This is a genomic window from Ruegeria sp. CG11 (assembly GCF_056537245.1).
The window spans coordinates 32,704-50,386 of sequence record NZ_JBQFRE010000008.1 but is presented as its reverse complement, the minus strand read 5'-3'; the positions used below and the strand labels follow the sequence as shown (position 1 = coordinate 50,386).

Sequence of the window (17,683 nt, the reverse complement as noted above, 5' to 3'; positions counted from 1 at the left end):
TCCCGCGGGGGCTTCGCCATGGAGCGTAATCATGGAGCTTTCGAGCATACTGAAGCCCGAAGCAGTGCGTGTACTGTCAGCCGCGTCCAGCAAGAAGCGGCTGTTTCAGGAAATCGCCGATGTGGCAGACGCAACTCTGGGCCTTGAGGCCCAGATCGTTGTGGACGGGCTGCTGGAGCGGGAAAGCCTGGGGCCCACCGGTGTCGGGCATGGCGTGGCTTTGCCACATGCGCGCATGTCCGAGCTTGAGGCCGTTGCCGGTGTCTTCGTGATGCTGGAAAAGCCGATTGATTTTGGTTCTGTGGACCGCCAGCCGGTGGATATCGCCTTTGCGTTGTTCGCGCCGGACGAGGCTGGGGTGGATCACCTGAAGGCGCTGGCTCTGGTGTCGCGGACCCTGCGCGACACTTCGGTTTGTGCGAAATTGCGGGCCAACCCTGATCCGGTCAAACTGTACGCCATTCTGACCGAAGCGCAGTCCATGCAAGCGGCCTAAACCGCTGTCGATACGAAAAAAGCCCCCGGTTTTCCGGGGGCTTTTTCTTTTTCGGATAGGGTTGCGGTTACCCGCCCGCGCCCATTTCCAGCGTCCACCAGATTTTGCCGCCGCCTTCCTGGTGCCAGGCAAAGCCCATCTGCGTGGCCTTGGGGTCCATGATCACCGAACGCGGGCCGGGTTCCTGCATCCAGGCGGCCAGAGTTTCGGTCTCAGTCTCATAGGTTTCCGAAATCGCCTCACCCAGGAAGGTGCCGTAATAGCCAACCCGCTGGGCGCGGTCGATCGGCGATGAGCCGTCCGAGCCAAAGTGCCAGGGGCGGTTCTGGCGTGCCATGTCCTTGGCATGCGTAGCGGCAGCGGCGTTGAGCTGCGAATTCAACTGCACCGCCTGCAGGCCCTGCGCCTGACGTAGCGCGTTGACCGAATCAAGCATACGGAACTGCAGTTTTTCGGGGTTGCCCCGGATCTTATAGACTGTCGGCAGCGGCCGTCCGTCCGATCCATAGGTTGGAGTGCTGCCGGGGGTACATGCGGCCAGCCCGACAAAGCAGGCAAATAGTAAAGAAATGATACGCGTCATGATCGACCTGATATTTGGTTTAACCTAGGGCATAGCGCGACAGACCGCCTTGGGCAAACGCGCATTGGCCCGGTTCCGCGTGATTCTGCCGGTTTGATTTGCGACTGACGCATTCTGGCCATAAAATACGCTTGAATTTCAGACTGGCCTTAGAAAAGGACCGCCCGTCATGGTCAAAAAACACATTCATGCGCCCTCCCGCCGGGGATTCCTAGCCGGAGCGTCGGCTCTGCTGGCCACGCCTGCGGTTGCCCAATATATTCCTGGCGACCCGCTGCGCCCCGCTCCCGAGCCGGAACCAGAGGTGCGTCGCAATATTTCGGGATTCCGTGCGCTGGACTGGCAGCCCTATTTTTCCAACACGAATAATGGGGCCATTCTGGTCGATACCGTCTCGCGCGCGCTGCACTATTGGTCCGAGGATCAGCGTGTGTACAAATTATACCCCTCTTCCGTGCCTCTGACCGAGGAACTGACCCGCCGCGGCCGCACCAGTGTGGTCCGCAAGGTCGAAGGACCCAGCTGGTCGCCAACGCCGTCGATGAAAAAGCGCAATCCGGAATGGCCGGACTATATCCCGCCGGGACCTGATAACCCATTGGGAACACACGCTTTGTACCTGAGTTGGAAATATTACCGAATCCACGGCACCCATGATACGCGCAAAATCGGTCGCAGATCGTCAAACGGCTGTATCGGCCTGTTCAATGAAGACATCGCGGAACTGTTTTCTATGGCGAAGGTCGGCACGCAAGTGTTGCTAATTTGACGACATTTTCGCGCACGAACCCGCTTGTGGCGCAAGTTGCAATTGCATTCCAGTTGGATAGCTGATTAGAAAAAACGTACGAGGTAAGTCTTGGATGTGCGGTTTCGCTATTTGGAACCGTGCAAATTCTGGAGGTTAATATGAAGAAACTCGTTCTCGCCGCTGCACTGACCGCTGCTGCTTCGACCGCTTATGCCGGTAACCTGGAAGAGCCGGTTGTAGAAGCACCGGTTGTTGTTGAGGAAACTCAAGGTACGTCGCAGGGCATCATCCTGCCGCTGATCCTGCTGGTCGTAGTTGCCGCAGCTGTTGCAGCAAGCTAATTTGACAAGCGTCATCTAGAGAAAAGGCGGTGGAGCAATCCACCGCCTTTTTTCATGCCTGGTTGGGTGGGCCTGATGGAAGGGCCGGTCAGTCCAGCCAGCCCTTCAGGTTGTCTTCGATCACCTTGCCGAGCGCCGCGATATGCGAATCATCGTCGTTGAGGCAGGGGATGTAGGTGAAGCTTTCACCGCCCGCCTCTTCAAAGCTTTCCCGGATCTCTTCGTTGATCTCTTCCAGCGTTTCGATGCAATCGGCAGAAAATGCAGGAGCGATGACGGCGATGTTCTTTTTGCCCTGCTTGGCCAGTTCGGCCACGTGGTCGACCGTATAGGGCTTCAGCCATTCTTCGGGTCCGAATCGGGACTGGAAGGTTGACACAAGCTGGTCGTCCGACCAGCCCAGCCGTTCTTTCAGCAACCGCGAGGTTTTCGCGCACTGGCAGTGATAGGGGTCACCCTGCTGCAAATAGCGTTCCGGCATTCCGTGGTACGAGACGACCAGAATATCCGGCCTGGTCTCCATCGCCGCATAGGCCTGTTCCACCGATCCGGCCAAAGCGTCGATGTAAGCGGGTTCGTCGAAATAGGCAGGCACGGTGCGGGTTGCCGGTTGCCAGGCTTCCTCCATCAGCGCGCGGAAGAACTGGTCATTTGCGGTGGCGGTCGTGGCACCGGCGTATTGCGGATAGAGCGGGAAGAACAGGATGCGGTCGCAACCTGCGGCCACCATCTCGCGCACTTTGGATTTGGTCGAGGGGTTGCCGTAGCGCATGCAGAAATCGACCAGCACACGATCGCCATAGCGCGCCTGCATCACGTCGCGCAGCTTAGCGGTCTGGTCCTTGGTGATCGTCATCAGCGGGCTTTCGCCCTTGTCGTGGTTCCAGATCGACTTGTAGGCCTCGCCCGAGCTGAAGGGGCGTTTGGTCAGGATGATGCCCTGCAGGATCGGCTGCCATTTCCACTTGGGATAGTCGATCACGCGCTGATCCGACAGAAACTCGTTCAGATAGCGGCGCATCGGCCAATAACTGTAGTCGTCCGGTGTGCCCAGATTGGCCAGCAGAATGCCGACGCGGCCCATCTTGACCTTGGGGTGGTCGGCGGGGGCGTGGGATGGGCGAGTGGCGTCAAACATGTCGAGCTTCCTGAGATTTCTCTATGCCAAGCTGAGATAACCGGAAAAACCCGGTCGTCAATCGGGCAGTTTGCCTTCTTTTGCACCCAGCGCATCGGCCAGACGCGCTTGGGCCGATCCGGGGCGCAGGGGTTTGGGTTGGCTGTCGTCGGGCGACCAGCCGGTCAGGCAGATCAGCTCGTACGTGGCGGTCAGGCGGCCCTGAGGGGTGGTGAAGTGGTCGGCATAGATCTGCTGCGCCCGGGCAAAGACCTGCCGTCTTGTGGGGCGTTTCACGCGGCCGGACAGGCTGTTGGTCTCTCCCATCGCTCGAAGATCGCGCATCAGGTGGGTCAGGTCGCGGTATTCCGCCGTCAGGTGCGCGGTGTCGGCGACCGGCAGCGCAAGGCCCGCCCGTTGCAGTAAACCGCCCAGATCGCGAAGCTCGGCCATAGGCGCGATGCGCGGGCTGAGGCCGCCTGCGATTTCGATCTCGGCCTGCCCAAGGGCGGCGCGCAACTCGTGCAGGGTCTCTCCGCCCAGACAGACCACCAGCAGCAGACCGTCGGGGCGCAGGGCGCGGTGGCATTGGATCAGCTGCCCAACCGGGTCATTGGCCCAGTGCAGCGCCATGGCGTGAATCACCAGATCATGGGCGCCGGGCGTCAGGTCCAGCACCTCATCATCCGCAACAATCCGCGCCCCGGGCACCACATCCTGCCAAACCTGTGCAAACGGCGTCACCACTGCGGGCGCCGTAAAGGTTTTGTTAACCATGGAGAGCCGATCCTGCACCTCGTCCACGGCGGCGTGGTGCAGAAACAGCGCGTCATCCTGCGCGCGGGCGCGGTGCCGGGTCAGGGCCAGGCGGTCGAACATAGAGGGTGCATTGGAGTCAGGCAGCTTCATAGGGCGCAATTATCGCATGTGGCAGCGGATTCAAACCGCTGTTCAACTGATCTATCCACCGCGTTGCCTGGGGTGCGGCGATCTGACCGAACAGGATTTCGGTCTGTGTGGCCAATGCTGGCGCGACACGCCCTTTATTGGTGGGGTGGTGTGCGAAAGCTGTGGCGTGCCCTTGCCGGGCGAGGCGGACGGACACCGGATCGAGTGTGACGACTGCATGAAAACGCCCCGCCCCTGGCAGGACGGGCGCACGGCGCTTTTATATGACGGCAAGGCGCGGTCCCTGATTCTGGCGCTAAAGCATGGGGACAGGCCGGAACTGGCAAAGCTGGCGGCCCACTGGATGGCGCAGGCTGGGAGGGATTTGTTCCGCGATGACATGCTGATTGCTCCGGTGCCGCTGCATTGGTCGCGGCTGTTGAAACGGCGTTACAACCAGTCGGCCTTGTTGGCGCAGCACTTGGGGCGTCAGACCGGGCTGGATGTCTGCCCTGATCTGCTGGTGCGACGGGTGCGGACCCCGGTTCTGGATGGCAAAACTGCTGCGGAACGGGCCGAGACTCTGGCGGATGCCATTATGACGCATCCCAAACGGCGTCACCGGATGCAGGGGCGCGATGTTTTGCTGGTGGATGATGTGATGACCTCGGGGGCAACTCTGTCGGCCTGTGCGCGTGTCTGCCTTGCCGCGGGAGCAAATCATATTTTCGTGTTGGCACTGGCGCGCGTTGCCAAGGATGCCTAATTCGCTCAGGATTGCGCGAAACCCGAAGGGACGGAATATGAAGCCGGTTGAACTCTACACCTCGCCGCTGTGCGGTTATTGCCATGCGGCCAAGCGGTTGCTGAAACAGAAAGGCGTCGAATTCAAAGAGATCGACGTCTTGCTGCACCCCAAACGCAAGCCCGAGATGATCCAGCGCGCGGGGGGCAAACGCACCGTGCCGCAGATTTTCATCGGCACCGAACATGTGGGCGGCTGCGATGACCTTTATGAGCTGGAGCGGCAGGGTAAGCTGGATCGCCTGCTGACAGCCTGATGAAAACCGCGCTGCTGCAGCTTTGCTCGTCGGATGATCCGGCCGAAAACCTGGCAACCGTGCGCGCCATGATGGCCGAGGCTGCCGGGCAGGGCGCGCGGTTCATCCTGACGCCCGAGGTGACGAATTGCGTGTCCACCAGCACGACACGGCAGCGCGAGGTGTTGCAGCACGAAGAAGATGACCAGACGTTGGTGGGCCTGCAGGATCAGGCCGTCGCGCTGGGCGTATGGCTGCTGATCGGCTCATTGGGGATCAAGACCCACGATGCCGACGGGCGTTTCGCCAACCGCTCTTTCATGATCGACCCGCATGGGCAGATCGTGGCGCGGTATGACAAGATCCATATGTTCGACGTACAGGTCTCGGACTCCGAGACTTTTCGCGAATCCAAGAACTACCGCCCCGGCGACCGCGCGGTGCTGGCGCAGACCGATTTCGGCGCGGTCGGCATGACCATCTGTTACGACATTCGGTTCCCGCACCTTTATGCAGCTTTGGCGCAGGCAGGGGCGCGTATCCTGACCGTTCCCGCGGCGTTTTCACCGGTGACCGGCGCGGCCCATTGGCAATCTCTGCTGCGTGCCCGGGCGATTGAAAACGGCTGTTGGGTGCTGGCATCCGCGCAGACCGGAACCCATCCGAAAACCCGCGGCAAGACGCGCCATACTTACGGTCACAGCATGGTTGTGGCCCCATGGGGAGAGGTCGTCATCGACGCAGGCACCGATCCGGGCATTCACTTTTTCGATTTGGATGATAGTTCTGTGACAGAGGCGCGCCGCCGCGTGCCCTCACTGACGCACGTGCGGCCTTTCGACGGGCCCTGACCCAGAACCGAGACATGACTGACGAACACAATGCCCTTGCGGTCACGCTTTTCAGTGAGATCCTGACTGCCGACCAGCTGTTGCGGAACCGGCTGAGCCGGGTGCTGCCCAAGGGCATGGAAATCTCGCATTTCTCGGTGCTGAACCATCTGGTGTTTGTGGGCGACGAGCGCACCCCAGCGCAACTGGCCAGCACGTTCCACGTCACGCGCGGAGCGATGACCAACACCTTGGCCAAGCTGGAATGGGCCGGATACATCCACATCCGCCCCGACTGGGACGACGCCCGCCGCAAGATGGTCGCGATCAGCCCCGCCGGTCGCCGGGCGCGGGATCAGGCCATTTCCTCGATCGCGCCGCTGATCAACCGCGTGGTCGGAGAACTGGGGCTGGAGCGCGTTCGTAGCACGCTGCCCGTGCTGCGGGATTTGCGGTTGCAGCTTGAGGGGGAGTAGGGTTTCTTCCATTTGATTGATTTGATCAAGCTGGGGATCAACCACGGCGGGAAGAAGCTAATTGAGATTTTACATAGTCATATTCGCCGTCATGGCCGTTCTGTTGACAGGTTGCGCTAAAAGAGCGGACTGGCATCAGAAAATGGTGCTGTACTTTGATACGCCTGACGGCCCCGTGACCGCGTCGAGTGTTACCAGGGTAGATGTTAGAGCCCCGATTGATTGGCTTGGTGGCATGGATTTTGGCCATATTGGTATCACTGGCGAGGCCGTCGTTGCTGATCTGGGCGGGCGATATCTGTTCGCATTGCTTGACGAGGGAGCCGGTCGGTTGATTTGGCTGACCATGCGGAGCGAATCCAAGAACGTTCCCGGGTTCAAAGATGCCATTCGTGAAGTGGAGAGGCAGACTAAACCTCTCGATGTACCTCCGAACTTATGGCCGCGAATGGTTACGTTCGAGAACATCGAAGACCCAACATCTATTCAACTGGTAAACCCTGACGAACTTGCTGACAGATTTGATGCTGGCTATGAACTTCACAGGTTGACGATCCAAGTCACGAAGGAACCGTTGACGGGGGGGGTAGAATCGGTTTTGCGATGGCTACCGACTTACAATGAGTGGCTTAAACCAATAGACGCTGATCTTGATCAACAATTGATCAGCCCGTTTGATTTCAAAACGGAACTGCGAAAGTGAGTAAGCGTAGGACGGGTGCTTGCACCCATAGCGTCTGGCTTGTCGTCGTAATGATAGGTTAAAAACCCATCCTACCCCGGCTTCACACTCGCCGTAACATAATTCACGCTCAAATCCCGGTCCGAGATCGACCAGCTCCACAGGATCGGGTTGAACACGAACCCCTTGCGGTCCACCGGCTCCATCCCGGCCTGACGCAGCAGGTCGAACAACTCATCGGGGGTGATGAATTTGTTCCACTCATGCGTGCCGCGCGGCAGCCAGCGCATGACGACCTCGGCCCCGAAAATGGCCATCGCATAGGATTTCGGGTTGCGGTTGATGGTCGAGCAGATCAGCAGACCGCCCGGTTTCAGCAAGTGCTGCGACGCAGTCAAAAATCCCGCGGGGTCGGCGACGTGTTCGACCACCTCCATGTTCAGAACTACGTCGAATTGCTCGCCCGCGGCGGCCATGTCCTCGGCGGTGGTGTGGCGGTAGTCGATTTCCAGCCCCGATTGCTCGGCATGGATGCGGGCGACGGGCAAGTTGCCCTCGGCAGCATCGGCGCCGACCACCGTGGCCCCAAGGCGCGCCATCGGTTCGCTCAGCAACCCACCACCGCAGCCAATATCCAGCAGGCGCAGGCCCTCGAACGGGCGCGGGGCCTTCAGATCACGGTCGAATTCGCCTGCAATCTGTTGTGTGATATAGTCCAGACGGCACGGATTCAGCATGTGCAGGGGCTTGAATTTCCCATGAGGGTCCCACCACTCGGCCGCCATCGCTTCGAATTTTGCGATCTCGGAAGGGTCCACCGTGTTCGGATGCGCTTGCATTCCTGTCTCCGTATGCTCTTTTACGTTTAAGGACTATATAGGGCCATAATGGACAAGTACCCGGACCAAAAGCGCGCAGTTCAATATCTGTACCCGCCGATCGATCCTTTCGATCAGCGCATGGTCGATGTGGGCGACGGGCACCGTATCTATATGGAACAATGCGGCAATCCCAACGGCAAACCAGTGGTGATCCTGCACGGTGGGCCGGGTGGCGGCTGCAGCCCGGCGATGCGGCGTTATTTCGATCCGGCCGTCTTTCGGGTGATTCTGTTCGATCAGCGCGGCTGTGGCCGGTCGCGGCCCCATGCTTCGGTGACCGACAACACGACGTGGCATCTGGTCGCTGATATCGAGCGGTTGCGGACCTTGCTGGATGTCGAGGATTGGACGGTGTTCGGTGGCAGCTGGGGCGCGACCCTTGCGCTGGTCTATGCGCAAACCCATCCTGACCGGGTGAACCGACTGGTGCTGCGCGGCGTGTTTCTGGCCACCAAGGCCGAGCTGGATTGGTTCTATGGCGGCGGTGCGGGCAAGTTCTGGCCCGAACCGTGGGCGAAATTCACCGCTCTGCTGACCGAGGAAGAGCTGTCCGACACCATCGGGGCCTACAACAAACGCCTGTTCTCGGGGGATCGCTCAACCGAGATTCTGTATGCGCGGGCGTGGTCGGCATGGGAAAATGCGCTGGCGTCGATTCACACCAATGGCGCGACAGGGGAAAGCCCCGGCGAATATGCACGCGCCTTTGCGCGGCTTGAGAATCACTATTTCACCAACGGCGCTTTCCTTGAGAAAGACGGGCAGATTCTGGATCAGGTCGAGAAGATCGCCCATATACCCGGCCATATCGTGCAGGGGCGCTATGACATGATTTGCCCACCGCAGGCCGCCTGGAATTTGGCGGAACGCTGGCCCAACGCGGACCTGAGGATGGTGCGCAACGCAGGTCACGCCTTGTCCGAACCCGGTATCAGCGCCGAACTGGTCCGGATCATGGACCGTGTGGCTGAGGGGGGGGCATGACCCGGATTGACCGCCGTGCATTGTTTGCCTCAGGTGCTGCCGCTGCGTTGCTGGCGGCGACGGGGGCCTCGTTGGCGGATACGCCCAAGAAAGGCGGCACGCTGCGCCTTGCGGTACCGCGCGACGACAGTCTGGAACAGGTGGCCCGCGGGGCCGTGTTCGACACTCTGACCGAGATTGCGCCCGACGGCACCCTGCGCGGTGAACTGGCGACTGGCTGGCAGACCGATGCCGACGCGCGCGTCTGGCGTTTTGACCTGCGCAGCGACGTGGCGTTCCACGATGGCGCGGCGCTGAATGTGGCCGACGTGGTCTCGGTGCTGCGCGAGGTCGGACGGGCCGAGGCGCTGACATCCGACTCGGTGCGGCTGGAACTGGCCGAGGCCAACCCGGGCCTGCCTTTCCTGCTGGCCGACAGCCGCTTTGTCATCACGCGCGAGGGTCAGGGCGTGACGCCTCTGCACGCGGCCAATGGCACCGGTTGTTATCGTGTCGAACGGGCCGAGGATGATCGCCATTTCCTGGGTCACAAGGTTGCCGGGCATTACAAGGACGGCGCCGCTGGGTGGGCCGACACCTTCGAGATCATTGTCATTCCCGATGCCCGCGTCCGGGCCGAGGCGTTGCGGGACGGCTACGTAGACGTGGCGGCCCTGCCCGAAGGCAATGATCTGAAAGGCCAGCGCGGTCTACGATACCACCCCAGCGAATCGGATGTGGCGCTGGCCGTGGCCCCGCATGTGGGTATGCCGCGTCAGATCGCGGCAAGGCACACGCTGGACGACGGACGCATTGCCGAACGGTGGTGGCGGGCGTAAATCCGTTCACGAAACCCACCGGGGGTTGCAGTTTCGGCAAACCCTGCGTATATGCAGTTTCAACAGCGGCGTGTCGGGCTTCGGTCCGGGGCTCCACCGGAAATTTCGACGGGCCGCGCGCCCGTTTTTTTGTGCCCGGCTGAAGGGTAGAGAACCTGATGACAAACGACCTTATTGCCAAAGCTGCCATTGACCGGCGACTGGCCGAGATCATCACCCCCGTGATCGAGGATCTGGGGTACGAACTCGTCCGCATCCGCCTGATGAGCGGCAAGCAGACCACGCTGCAGATCATGGCCGACAAGCCTGATGGCGGTATCGAAGTGGATGACTGCGCTGAGATTTCAAACGCCGTCAGCGCCACGCTGGATGTCGAGGACCCGATCCTCGACGCGTATACGCTTGAGGTGTCCAGCCCTGGCATCGACCGCCCTCTGACCCGTCTCAAGGATTTTGAGACATTCGAAGGGTATGAGGCCAAGATCGAGACCGCCGAGCTGATCGACGGCCGCCGCCGGTTCAAAGGTGAATTGGCCGGGATCGAAGGGGATGAGGTTTTGATCAACATCCCCGAAGGGGCCGAGACCATCACCATCGGTCTGCAATTCGACTGGCTGAGCGACGCCAAGCTGGTCCTGACAGATGACCTGATCAAGGAAATGCTGCGCCAGCGCAAGGACGCAGGTGCCCTGAACGAAAACGCTTTCGACGAGATTGAGACCGAAGGGTCCGAAGAGGAGACGAACTGATGGCAATCACCTCAGCCAACCAGCTGGAGCTGCTGCAGACCGCCGAGGCCGTGGCCCGCGAAAAGATGATCGACCCCGGTCTGGTTGTCGAAGCGATGGAGGAATCGCTCGCCCGTGCCGCCAAGAGCCGCTACGGCGCCGAGATGGACATTCGTGTCTCGATCGACCGCAAGACCGGTAAGGCGACCTTCACGCGCGTTCGTACCGTGGTCGAAGATGATGAGCTTGAGAACTATCAGGCCGAGATGACCGTTGAGCAGGCGAAACAGTACATGGAATCGCCCGAGGTTGGCGACGTCTTCGTGGAAGAAGTGCCGCCGGTTGAGATGGGCCGGATTGCAGCCCAATCTGCCAAGCAGGTCATCCTGCAAAAGGTCCGCGAAGCAGAGCGTGATCGTCAGTACGAAGAATTCAAAGATCGTGCCGGTACCATCATCAACGGTGCGGTTAAGCGCGAAGAGTTCGGCAATGTCATCGTCGATCTGGGCGGTGCCGAGGCCGTTCTGCGCCGCAACGACAAGATCGGCCGCGAAAGCTATCGCCCGAACGACCGCGTGCGCGCGTACATCAAGGAAGTCCGCCGCGAAGTGCGTGGCCACCAGATCTTCCTGTCGCGCACCGCTCCGGAATTCATGGCCGAGCTGTTCAAGATGGAAGTTCCGGAAATCTATGACGGCATCATCGAGGTCAAGGCCGTGGCCCGTGACCCCGGCTCGCGCGCGAAGATCGCTGTGATTTCTTATGATGGCTCGATTGACCCTGTCGGTGCCTGCGTTGGTATGCGCGGCAGCCGCGTGCAGGCCGTTGTGAACGAATTGCAGGGTGAAAAGATCGACATCATCCCGTGGAACGAAGACCAGCCGACCTTCCTGGTGAACGCGTTGCAGCCCGCCGAGGTTTCCAAGGTGGTTCTGGATGAAGAAGCCGGCAAGATCGAAGTCGTGGTTCCGGAGGAGCAGCTTTCGCTGGCCATTGGTCGCCGCGGTCAGAACGTACGTTTGGCCAGCCAGCTGACCGGTCTGGACATCGACATCATGACCGAAGCCGAAGAATCGGCGCGTCGTCAGAAAGAATTCGAAGCCCGCACCAAGCTGTTCATGGACAGTCTGGATCTGGATGAGTTCTTTGCGCAGCTGCTGGTGTCGGAAGGCTTCACCAACCTCGAAGAAGTCGCCTATGTCGAGCTCGACGAGCTGCTGGTGATTGACGGCGTCGACGAAGGCACCGCGCAAGAGCTGCAGACCCGCGCCCGCGAATTCCTGGAAGCACAGGCCAAAGCGGCGCTGGACAGCGCCCGCAGCTTGGGTGCCGAGGACAGCCTTATTGAATTCGAAGGCCTGACACCCCAGATGGTAGAGGCGCTGGCCAAGGACGACGTGAAAACGCTGGAAGACTTTGCCACCTGCGCCGACTGGGAGCTGGCCGGTGGCTGGACCACGGTCGATGGCGAACGTATCAAGGATGATGGTGTACTGGAGCCCTTCGGCGTGACGCTTGAAGAGGCGCAGGATCTGGTCATGACCGCCCGCATCATGCTGGGTTGGGTTGATCCGGCTGAGCTGGAGCAAGAAGCCGAAGAAGAAGGCGATGTTGCCGAAGAGGAGGCCGAGGCCTGATTTCAGGGCCTCGGGTGGCGCACATGGGTCGCGGTGGCGTCCATAAGGATCGGTCTGAAGGACCTGAGCGTAAGTGCATCGCCACGGGCGAGGTTCAGCCTAAATATGGGCTGATCCGCTTTGTGACGGGGCCGGACGGTCAGGTCTATCCGGATGTCGCGGCGAAATTGCCGGGACGTGGGGTCTATGTGGCGGCGGACCGCGCTGCGCTGGACAAGGCCGTGGGCAAGAAGCTGTTCGCCCGCGGGTTCAAGGCGCAGGTGAACGTGCCTAAGGACCTGACCGATGAGGTCGAAAAGCAGGTTGCGCGTCGCGTGGTTGAACTTCTCAGCCTGGCGCGCAAGTCCGGTGACGCGGTCGCCGGGTATGAAAAAGTCAAGACGTGGCTGGACCGGGAAGAGGCCCAGGTACTGATTCAGGCCTCTGATGGATCGGGGCGCGGCAAGTCGAAACTTAGCACGCCGCACTTCGGAAAATACATCGGATGGCTCACTGCGGACGAGTTGGGACAGGCATTTGGGCGCCAAACGGTGATTCATGCGGCCTTGGCCTCTGGTGGACTCGCCAAACGTGTTGTAGAGGAAGCGCAGCGCCTGCGTGGCTTGCGCGAAACGGATGACGGCGGCAGGGGCCGCGCGGAAGGGTAAGAAGCTTTATGAGCGATAATGACGGCAAAAAGACATTAGGTCTTCGTGGCGGGGCACGCCCCGGAAATGTGAAACAGAGTTTCAGCCACGGACGTACCAAGAATGTCGTGGTGGAAACCAAACGCAAGCGCGTGGTGGTTCCCAAGCCGGGCGCCGGCAAGCCGGGTGGCGGAGCAACGCCCTCGGGTGATCCGTCGCGCCGCCCTGCCGGGATTTCCGACGCGGAAATGGCCCGCCGGATGAAGGCATTGCAGGCCGCCAAAGCGCGCGAGGCCGAAGAGGCCGCAGCCCGCGAGGCCGCCGAAAAGGCGCGTGAAGAAGAACGCGCCCGTCGTCGTGCCGAGCAGGAAGCCAAGGAACGCGAACAGCGTGAAGCTGAAGAACGTGCAAAGGCCAAGGCTGAAGAGGAAGAGCGCAAGCGCAAAGAGGCAGAAGAAGCTGCCAAACGCGCCGCAGCCGCCCCGGCCCCCGCAGAGCCCAAAGCCGCCCGCGCCCCTGCCAGCAAGCCGGCGCCTGCCGCAGCTCCGCGCAAGCAGGAACGTGAACGCGAACAGCGTGGCCGTGGCAAAGGCCGTGACGACAACCGCCGTTCCGGCAAGCTGACATTGGGTCAGGCCACCGGTGGCGAAGGCAACCGCCAACGCTCGATGGCGTCGATGAAGCGCAAGCAGGAGCGTGCGCGTCAGAAAGCCATGGGCGGCCCGGTCGAGCGGGAAAAGGTAATCCGCGACGTTCAGCTGCCCGAGGCGATCGTGGTCTCGGAACTGGCCAACCGTATGGCCGAGCGTGTGGCTGACGTTGTCAAATCGCTGATGCAGATGGGCATGATGGTCACGCAGAACCAGACCATCGACGCCGACACCGCTGAGCTGATCATCGAAGAATTTGGCCACAAGGTCACCCGCGTATCCGATTCGGATGTTGAAGACGTCATCAAAGAGGTCGAAGACAGCGAAGAAGATCTGCAGCCGCGTCCGCCGGTCATTACCATCATGGGTCACGTTGACCACGGTAAGACCTCGCTGCTGGATGCGATCCGCGACGCGCGGGTTGTGGCTGGTGAGGCCGGTGGCATCACCCAGCATATCGGCGCCTATCAGGTGAAAACTGATGGCGGCACCACGCTGACATTCCTGGATACGCCGGGCCACGCGGCCTTTACCTCGATGCGTTCGCGCGGGGCTCAGGTCACGGATATCGTGGTTCTGGTTGTTGCTGCGGATGACGCGGTGATGCCGCAGACGATCGAGGCGATCAACCACGCCAAAGCGGCTGAAGTGCCGATGATCGTGGCGATCAACAAGGTCGACAAGCCGGGCGCGAACCCGGACAAGGTGCGTACCGATCTGCTGCAGCATGAAGTGATCGTCGAGAAAATGTCGGGTGAGGTTCAGGACGTCGAAGTGTCCGCCATCACCGGTCAGGGTCTGGACGAACTGCTGGAAGCCATCGCACTGCAATCCGAAATTCTGGAACTGAAAGCTAACCCGAATCGCGCCGCCCAGGGTGCCGTGATCGAGGCGCAGCTGGATGTGGGCCGTGGTCCCGTGGCCACCGTTCTGGTTCAGAACGGCACGCTGCATCAGGGCGACATCTTCGTTGTGGGTGAGCAATACGGTAAGGTCCGTGCGCTGATCAACGACAAGGGCGAGCGTGTTCAGGAAGCCGGTCCCTCGGTTCCGGTTGAGGTTCTGGGTCTCAATGGTACGCCCGAGGCTGGTGACGTTCTGAACGTGACCGAGACCGAAGCGCAGGCCCGTGAAATCGCCGAATACCGCGAGCAAGCCGCCAAGGACAAACGCGCCGCCGCCGGTGCCGCGACCACCCTTGAGCAGCTGATGCAGAAGGCCAAGGAAGACGAGAATGTGGCCGAGCTGCCGATCCTCGTCAAAGCCGACGTGCAGGGTTCTGCCGAGGCTATCGTTCAGGCGATGGAAAAGATTGGCAACGACGAAGTGCGCGTGCGTGTGCTGCACTCAGGCGTGGGTGCGATCACCGAGACGGATGTCGGTCTGGCCGAAGCGTCGGGCGCACCGATCATGGGCTTTAACGTCCGTGCCAACGCATCGGCACGGAACACCGCGAACCAGAAAGGTGTCGAGATCCGCTATTACTCGGTGATCTATGACCTTGTGGACGACGTGAAAGCGGCCGCATCCGGCCTGCTGAGCGCCGAGATCCGCGAGAAGTTCATCGGTTACGCCGAGATCCGCGAAGTCTTCAAGGTCACTGGTGTTGGCAAGGTTGCTGGCTGTCTGGTTACCGAAGGCGTTGCCCGCCGTTCCGCAGGTGTCCGCCTGCTGCGCGACAACGTGGTGATCCACGAAGGCACGCTGAAAACTCTCAAGCGCTTCAAGGACGAAGTGGCCGAGGTTCAGTCGGGTCAGGAATGCGGTATGGCGTTCGAAAACTACGACGATATCCGCGCAGGCGACGTGATCGAGATCTTCGAACGCGAAGAAGTTACCCGCACGCTTGACTGATTTGGTTCTGCACTGAAATACAAATCAGCGGCCCATTGGGGCCGCTTTTTTGTTTTGTGGTACTCCGTGTTCCATCGATGCCGCGTCCGGTAACTTCTGAATCCAGTCAGTACCGCGCAGCATACAATCCTGGCCCAAACCCCAAGTTAACCTGACTCAATGTCGGCTATGCGGACTTAGCTGTCCTTCAAGCTGCGCATTCAGTTCGGGCTGACCAGTAGAATGCCAAGGATCAGTTCTCCCCCCCAACATAACATGTCAATATTACTGACATGCTCAGCATGAGGGGCCATCAGACCACCGCAAATACTGGATATATGGTATACTGCGAAAACTGAACGCTTTCGAATCGAGGCTGGCCGAGCGTGTTCCTTCGGAAAGTGATTTTGTAGCTATTTCTTCATTGGCTGAATGTTCATTCTTGCAGGTTTGCGTGAAAGCCCGATCCATTCGTAAATGCTTGAATCAGGAGGTTAATATGAGAACAACATTTGTTTTTTTCTATACATGCCTAACCCTGCTTGCAGGTGCCCCGATGCTCCTTGCCGATACTGCCGCAATGATCGCCAGCGCTGAAAGCGCAGCCCCTCCAGTGGTGGCGTCGGACGCAACCATCAAGGCCCCGGACGGCACGGTCCTTCGTGACGGGACGAACGGTTATACATGTTATCCGCAACAGGAATCGATCGGGCCTATGTGTAATGACGCCACTTGGGATGCACTGATCGCTGCATTGATGAACAAGGAGGATTTTTCGCCCGATAAATTCAGCGTGTCCTATATGCTCGCGGGCGAAGGAACCGCCATCGGGGTCAGCAACAGCGATCCCTATGCCGACGATCCTGGCGCCAGCGACGATTGGATAAAGGAAGGCCCGCATCTGATGATCATCGTGCCGGACAAGGCAATGCTAGACGGTTTGTCGACGGACCCAAACGACCCGGTTTACGTAATGTGGAAGGACACACCCTACGCGCATATCATGGTAAAGATTGCTCCTGACAAATAATATCGTTTGTCAGATAGAGTGTGCGCCATTGTCAGCGGCCTAATTGTAGATTGGACAATAGTGGCAACAAGAATATTGCTGCTAGCGGGCAAGGCTGCTCGACTTGAGTTACTGCGCTGTAGTTTTCTTGATTGTTAAATTTGTTTGCGGCTGGTTGCCTGAAAGAATGCCAATCAACCGCCGAAGCTAATATTACAACCCTTCCGGTACTATTAAGTTGCCGAACAGGGAATTGTAACACGTCAAATATCTGCAAACACATACACCATGCCGAAAACGACCCGAATAGGATGGGCCACGCGCATGATCAAATAAGTTTTGCATTCAAAGGCCCTCCTGAGGCGAAGGTCTCATTTCGGCTAGAATCGGACATTCATGTCTCAGCAAAAAACGTCCGGTTCGTGGCGGTTTATTCAGCTTTGCGATGTAGAGCCAGATTTGTCTGCTGCCCAGCAATCATGACTACCGAGATGCGGGCAAAAACGTCCCCGGATGCATGATGATATCGAAATGCTGCATGCCTTTTTTAAGGTCGAAACTGACGGCGTGCCCACCTTTACGCAGCAACTCGGCATAGTCCCGGCTTTGGCGGATGAACTCGGGCGTGTCCCGCTCAGCCACAGTGACATGATAGCGCGGGCCAGGGGCAGGCAAGTGCCGGATTGGGGACAGGTCTTGAATTTCGACCGGCGTCAGTTGCAGCGGATCGTTGATCGGCGTCAGGCCGATTGGCTCCAGATCGTAGACGCCGCTGATCAGGATCACATCGCGCACCCGCATCCCGGCGCGGGCCAGCGCATCGGCCGACTCCGCCATGACCATGCTGACCAGATGCGCACCAGCACTGTGGCCGGACAGGGTGACGCGGGAGGGATCGAACCCCAGGTTAATTGCGTTCTCCGCCAACCAGAGCAGGGCGTTGCGACATTCCTCGATCATGTCTCCGATACGCGCATCCGGGGCGAGCGTGTAGTTGAGGGTGGCAAAGGACTGCTCGGCCTCGACCAGCGCCGGGGCCATCATCGCCGACTCGCGCTGGCTGAGGGCCTGCCAATAACCGCCGTGGATAAACACATGCAGCGGCGCGCCTGCGCCTTTGGCGGGAAAGAAATCCAGCACCTGAGTCGGGCTGTCGCCATAGGCCAGGTTCCCTTTCACCTTCATCTGTGCCCGGTGCTGTGCGCTGAGAGCGGCATAGCTGTCGATATAGGGGGTGAGATCACCGCCGATCATCGACCGGGGTGAGTACTCTTGATCCAGTTCCTCCTGCGTGAAACCCCGGTACAGCATCG

Annotated in this window: 20 protein-coding genes; 15 read left to right on the top strand and 5 right to left on the bottom strand. The window is 59.9% G+C overall.

The window, feature by feature from the left end; all coding sequences use genetic code 11:
• Positions 1–31: 31 nt before the first annotated feature.
• Positions 32–496: a PTS sugar transporter subunit IIA gene (locus tag ACR0KW_RS16295; protein WP_480805944.1), complete on the top strand. Its 465-nt coding sequence runs from the start codon at positions 32–34 to the stop codon at positions 494–496.
• Positions 497–563: 67 nt separating this feature from the next.
• On the opposite strand, the gene dalA is transcribed toward ACR0KW_RS16295, so the two are convergent.
• On the bottom strand, positions 564–1,079 hold the full coding sequence (gene dalA / locus ACR0KW_RS16290) for a divisome-associated lipoprotein DalA (RefSeq protein ID WP_480805943.1): 516 nt from the start codon (positions 1,077–1,079) through the stop codon (positions 564–566).
• A gap of 169 nt (positions 1,080–1,248) precedes the next feature.
• On the opposite strand from dalA, the gene ACR0KW_RS16285 reads away from it, so the two are divergent.
• On the top strand, positions 1,249–1,848 hold the full coding sequence (locus ACR0KW_RS16285) for a L,D-transpeptidase (protein WP_170327801.1): 600 nt from the start codon (positions 1,249–1,251) through the stop codon (positions 1,846–1,848).
• 140 nt (positions 1,849–1,988) lie between these two features.
• Positions 1,989–2,171, top strand: a complete 183-nt coding sequence (locus ACR0KW_RS16280) for a hypothetical protein (protein ID WP_170379961.1) — start codon at positions 1,989–1,991, stop codon at positions 2,169–2,171.
• A gap of 88 nt (positions 2,172–2,259) precedes the next feature.
• Here ACR0KW_RS16280 and hemH read toward each other — a convergent pair whose 3' ends face one another.
• Positions 2,260–3,309, bottom strand: a complete 1,050-nt coding sequence (hemH, locus tag ACR0KW_RS16275) for a ferrochelatase (RefSeq protein ID WP_480805942.1) — start codon at positions 3,307–3,309, stop codon at positions 2,260–2,262.
• A gap of 57 nt (positions 3,310–3,366) precedes the next feature.
• Positions 3,367–4,197 carry a methyltransferase domain-containing protein gene (locus ACR0KW_RS16270; protein WP_480805941.1) on the bottom strand — a complete coding sequence of 277 codons (831 nt, stop codon included), beginning with the start codon at positions 4,195–4,197 and terminating at the stop codon, positions 3,367–3,369.
• A 16-nt stretch (positions 4,198–4,213) separates the two neighbouring features.
• On the opposite strand from ACR0KW_RS16270, the gene ACR0KW_RS16265 reads away from it, so the two are divergent.
• From ACR0KW_RS16265 to ACR0KW_RS16245, 5 genes are all read left to right on the top strand, one after another.
• Positions 4,214–4,942 carry a ComF family protein gene (locus ACR0KW_RS16265; protein WP_480805940.1) on the top strand — a complete coding sequence of 243 codons (729 nt, stop codon included), beginning with the start codon at positions 4,214–4,216 and terminating at the stop codon, positions 4,940–4,942.
• Positions 4,943–4,979: 37 nt separating this feature from the next.
• Positions 4,980–5,237, top strand: a complete 258-nt coding sequence (gene grxC, locus ACR0KW_RS16260; RefSeq protein WP_480805939.1) for a glutaredoxin 3 — start codon at positions 4,980–4,982, stop codon at positions 5,235–5,237.
• On the top strand, positions 5,237–6,067 hold the full coding sequence (locus tag ACR0KW_RS16255; protein WP_480805938.1) for a carbon-nitrogen hydrolase family protein: 831 nt from the start codon (positions 5,237–5,239) through the stop codon (positions 6,065–6,067). The genes grxC and ACR0KW_RS16255 overlap by 1 nt, the downstream gene beginning before the upstream one ends.
• Positions 6,068–6,081: 14 nt before the next feature.
• A complete protein-coding gene (locus ACR0KW_RS16250) occupies positions 6,082–6,522 on the top strand; it encodes a MarR family winged helix-turn-helix transcriptional regulator (RefSeq protein ID WP_170327795.1) in 441 nt (146 codons plus the stop codon).
• Between the two features lie 91 nt (positions 6,523–6,613).
• Positions 6,614–7,225 carry a hypothetical protein gene (locus ACR0KW_RS16245; protein WP_480805937.1) on the top strand — a complete coding sequence of 204 codons (612 nt, stop codon included), beginning with the start codon at positions 6,614–6,616 and terminating at the stop codon, positions 7,223–7,225.
• Positions 7,226–7,296: 71 nt separating this feature from the next.
• Here the strand turns inward: ACR0KW_RS16245 and ubiG are convergent, their stop codons facing one another.
• Positions 7,297–8,043 (bottom strand): bifunctional 2-polyprenyl-6-hydroxyphenol methylase/3-demethylubiquinol 3-O-methyltransferase UbiG, encoded by a 747-nt coding sequence (gene ubiG / locus ACR0KW_RS16240; RefSeq protein WP_480805936.1) that lies wholly within the window; start codon positions 8,041–8,043, stop codon positions 7,297–7,299.
• A 48-nt stretch (positions 8,044–8,091) separates the two neighbouring features.
• On the opposite strand from ubiG, the gene pip reads away from it, so the two are divergent.
• The 7 genes from pip (at position 8,092) to ACR0KW_RS16205 (ending at position 16,391) form a co-directional block, all read left to right on the top strand.
• Positions 8,092–9,069, top strand: a complete 978-nt coding sequence (pip, locus tag ACR0KW_RS16235) for a prolyl aminopeptidase (protein ID WP_480805935.1) — start codon at positions 8,092–8,094, stop codon at positions 9,067–9,069.
• Positions 9,066–9,887, top strand: a complete 822-nt coding sequence (locus ACR0KW_RS16230; protein ID WP_480805934.1) for an ABC transporter substrate-binding protein — start codon at positions 9,066–9,068, stop codon at positions 9,885–9,887. Before pip ends, ACR0KW_RS16230 begins: the two co-directional genes overlap by 4 nt.
• 158 nt (positions 9,888–10,045) lie before the next feature.
• Entirely contained in the window at positions 10,046–10,636 is a 591-nt protein-coding gene (gene rimP, locus ACR0KW_RS16225; protein ID WP_170334691.1) for a ribosome maturation factor RimP, read from the top strand.
• The gene (nusA, locus tag ACR0KW_RS16220) at positions 10,636–12,252 is read left to right on the top strand and encodes a transcription termination factor NusA (RefSeq protein WP_170327790.1); all 1,617 of its coding nucleotides are present in this window, start codon (positions 10,636–10,638) and stop codon (positions 12,250–12,252) included. Before rimP ends, nusA begins: the two co-directional genes overlap by 1 nt.
• A gap of 23 nt (positions 12,253–12,275) precedes the next feature.
• Positions 12,276–12,899: an RNA-binding protein gene (locus ACR0KW_RS16215; RefSeq protein ID WP_170327789.1), complete on the top strand. Its 624-nt coding sequence runs from the start codon at positions 12,276–12,278 to the stop codon at positions 12,897–12,899.
• 8 nt (positions 12,900–12,907) lie between these two features.
• Positions 12,908–15,382, top strand: coding sequence for a translation initiation factor IF-2 (gene infB / locus ACR0KW_RS16210; RefSeq protein WP_480805933.1), 2,475 nt, complete (start codon positions 12,908–12,910; stop codon positions 15,380–15,382).
• Positions 15,383–15,860: 478 nt separating this feature from the next.
• Positions 15,861–16,391 carry a hypothetical protein gene (locus ACR0KW_RS16205; RefSeq protein ID WP_480805932.1) on the top strand — a complete coding sequence of 177 codons (531 nt, stop codon included), beginning with the start codon at positions 15,861–15,863 and terminating at the stop codon, positions 16,389–16,391.
• 462 nt (positions 16,392–16,853) lie between these two features.
• On the opposite strand, the gene ACR0KW_RS16200 is transcribed toward ACR0KW_RS16205, so the two are convergent.
• Positions 16,854–17,681 carry an alpha/beta hydrolase gene (locus ACR0KW_RS16200; protein ID WP_480805931.1) on the bottom strand — a complete coding sequence of 276 codons (828 nt, stop codon included), beginning with the start codon at positions 17,679–17,681 and terminating at the stop codon, positions 16,854–16,856.
• Positions 17,682–17,683: the final 2 nt, after the last annotated feature.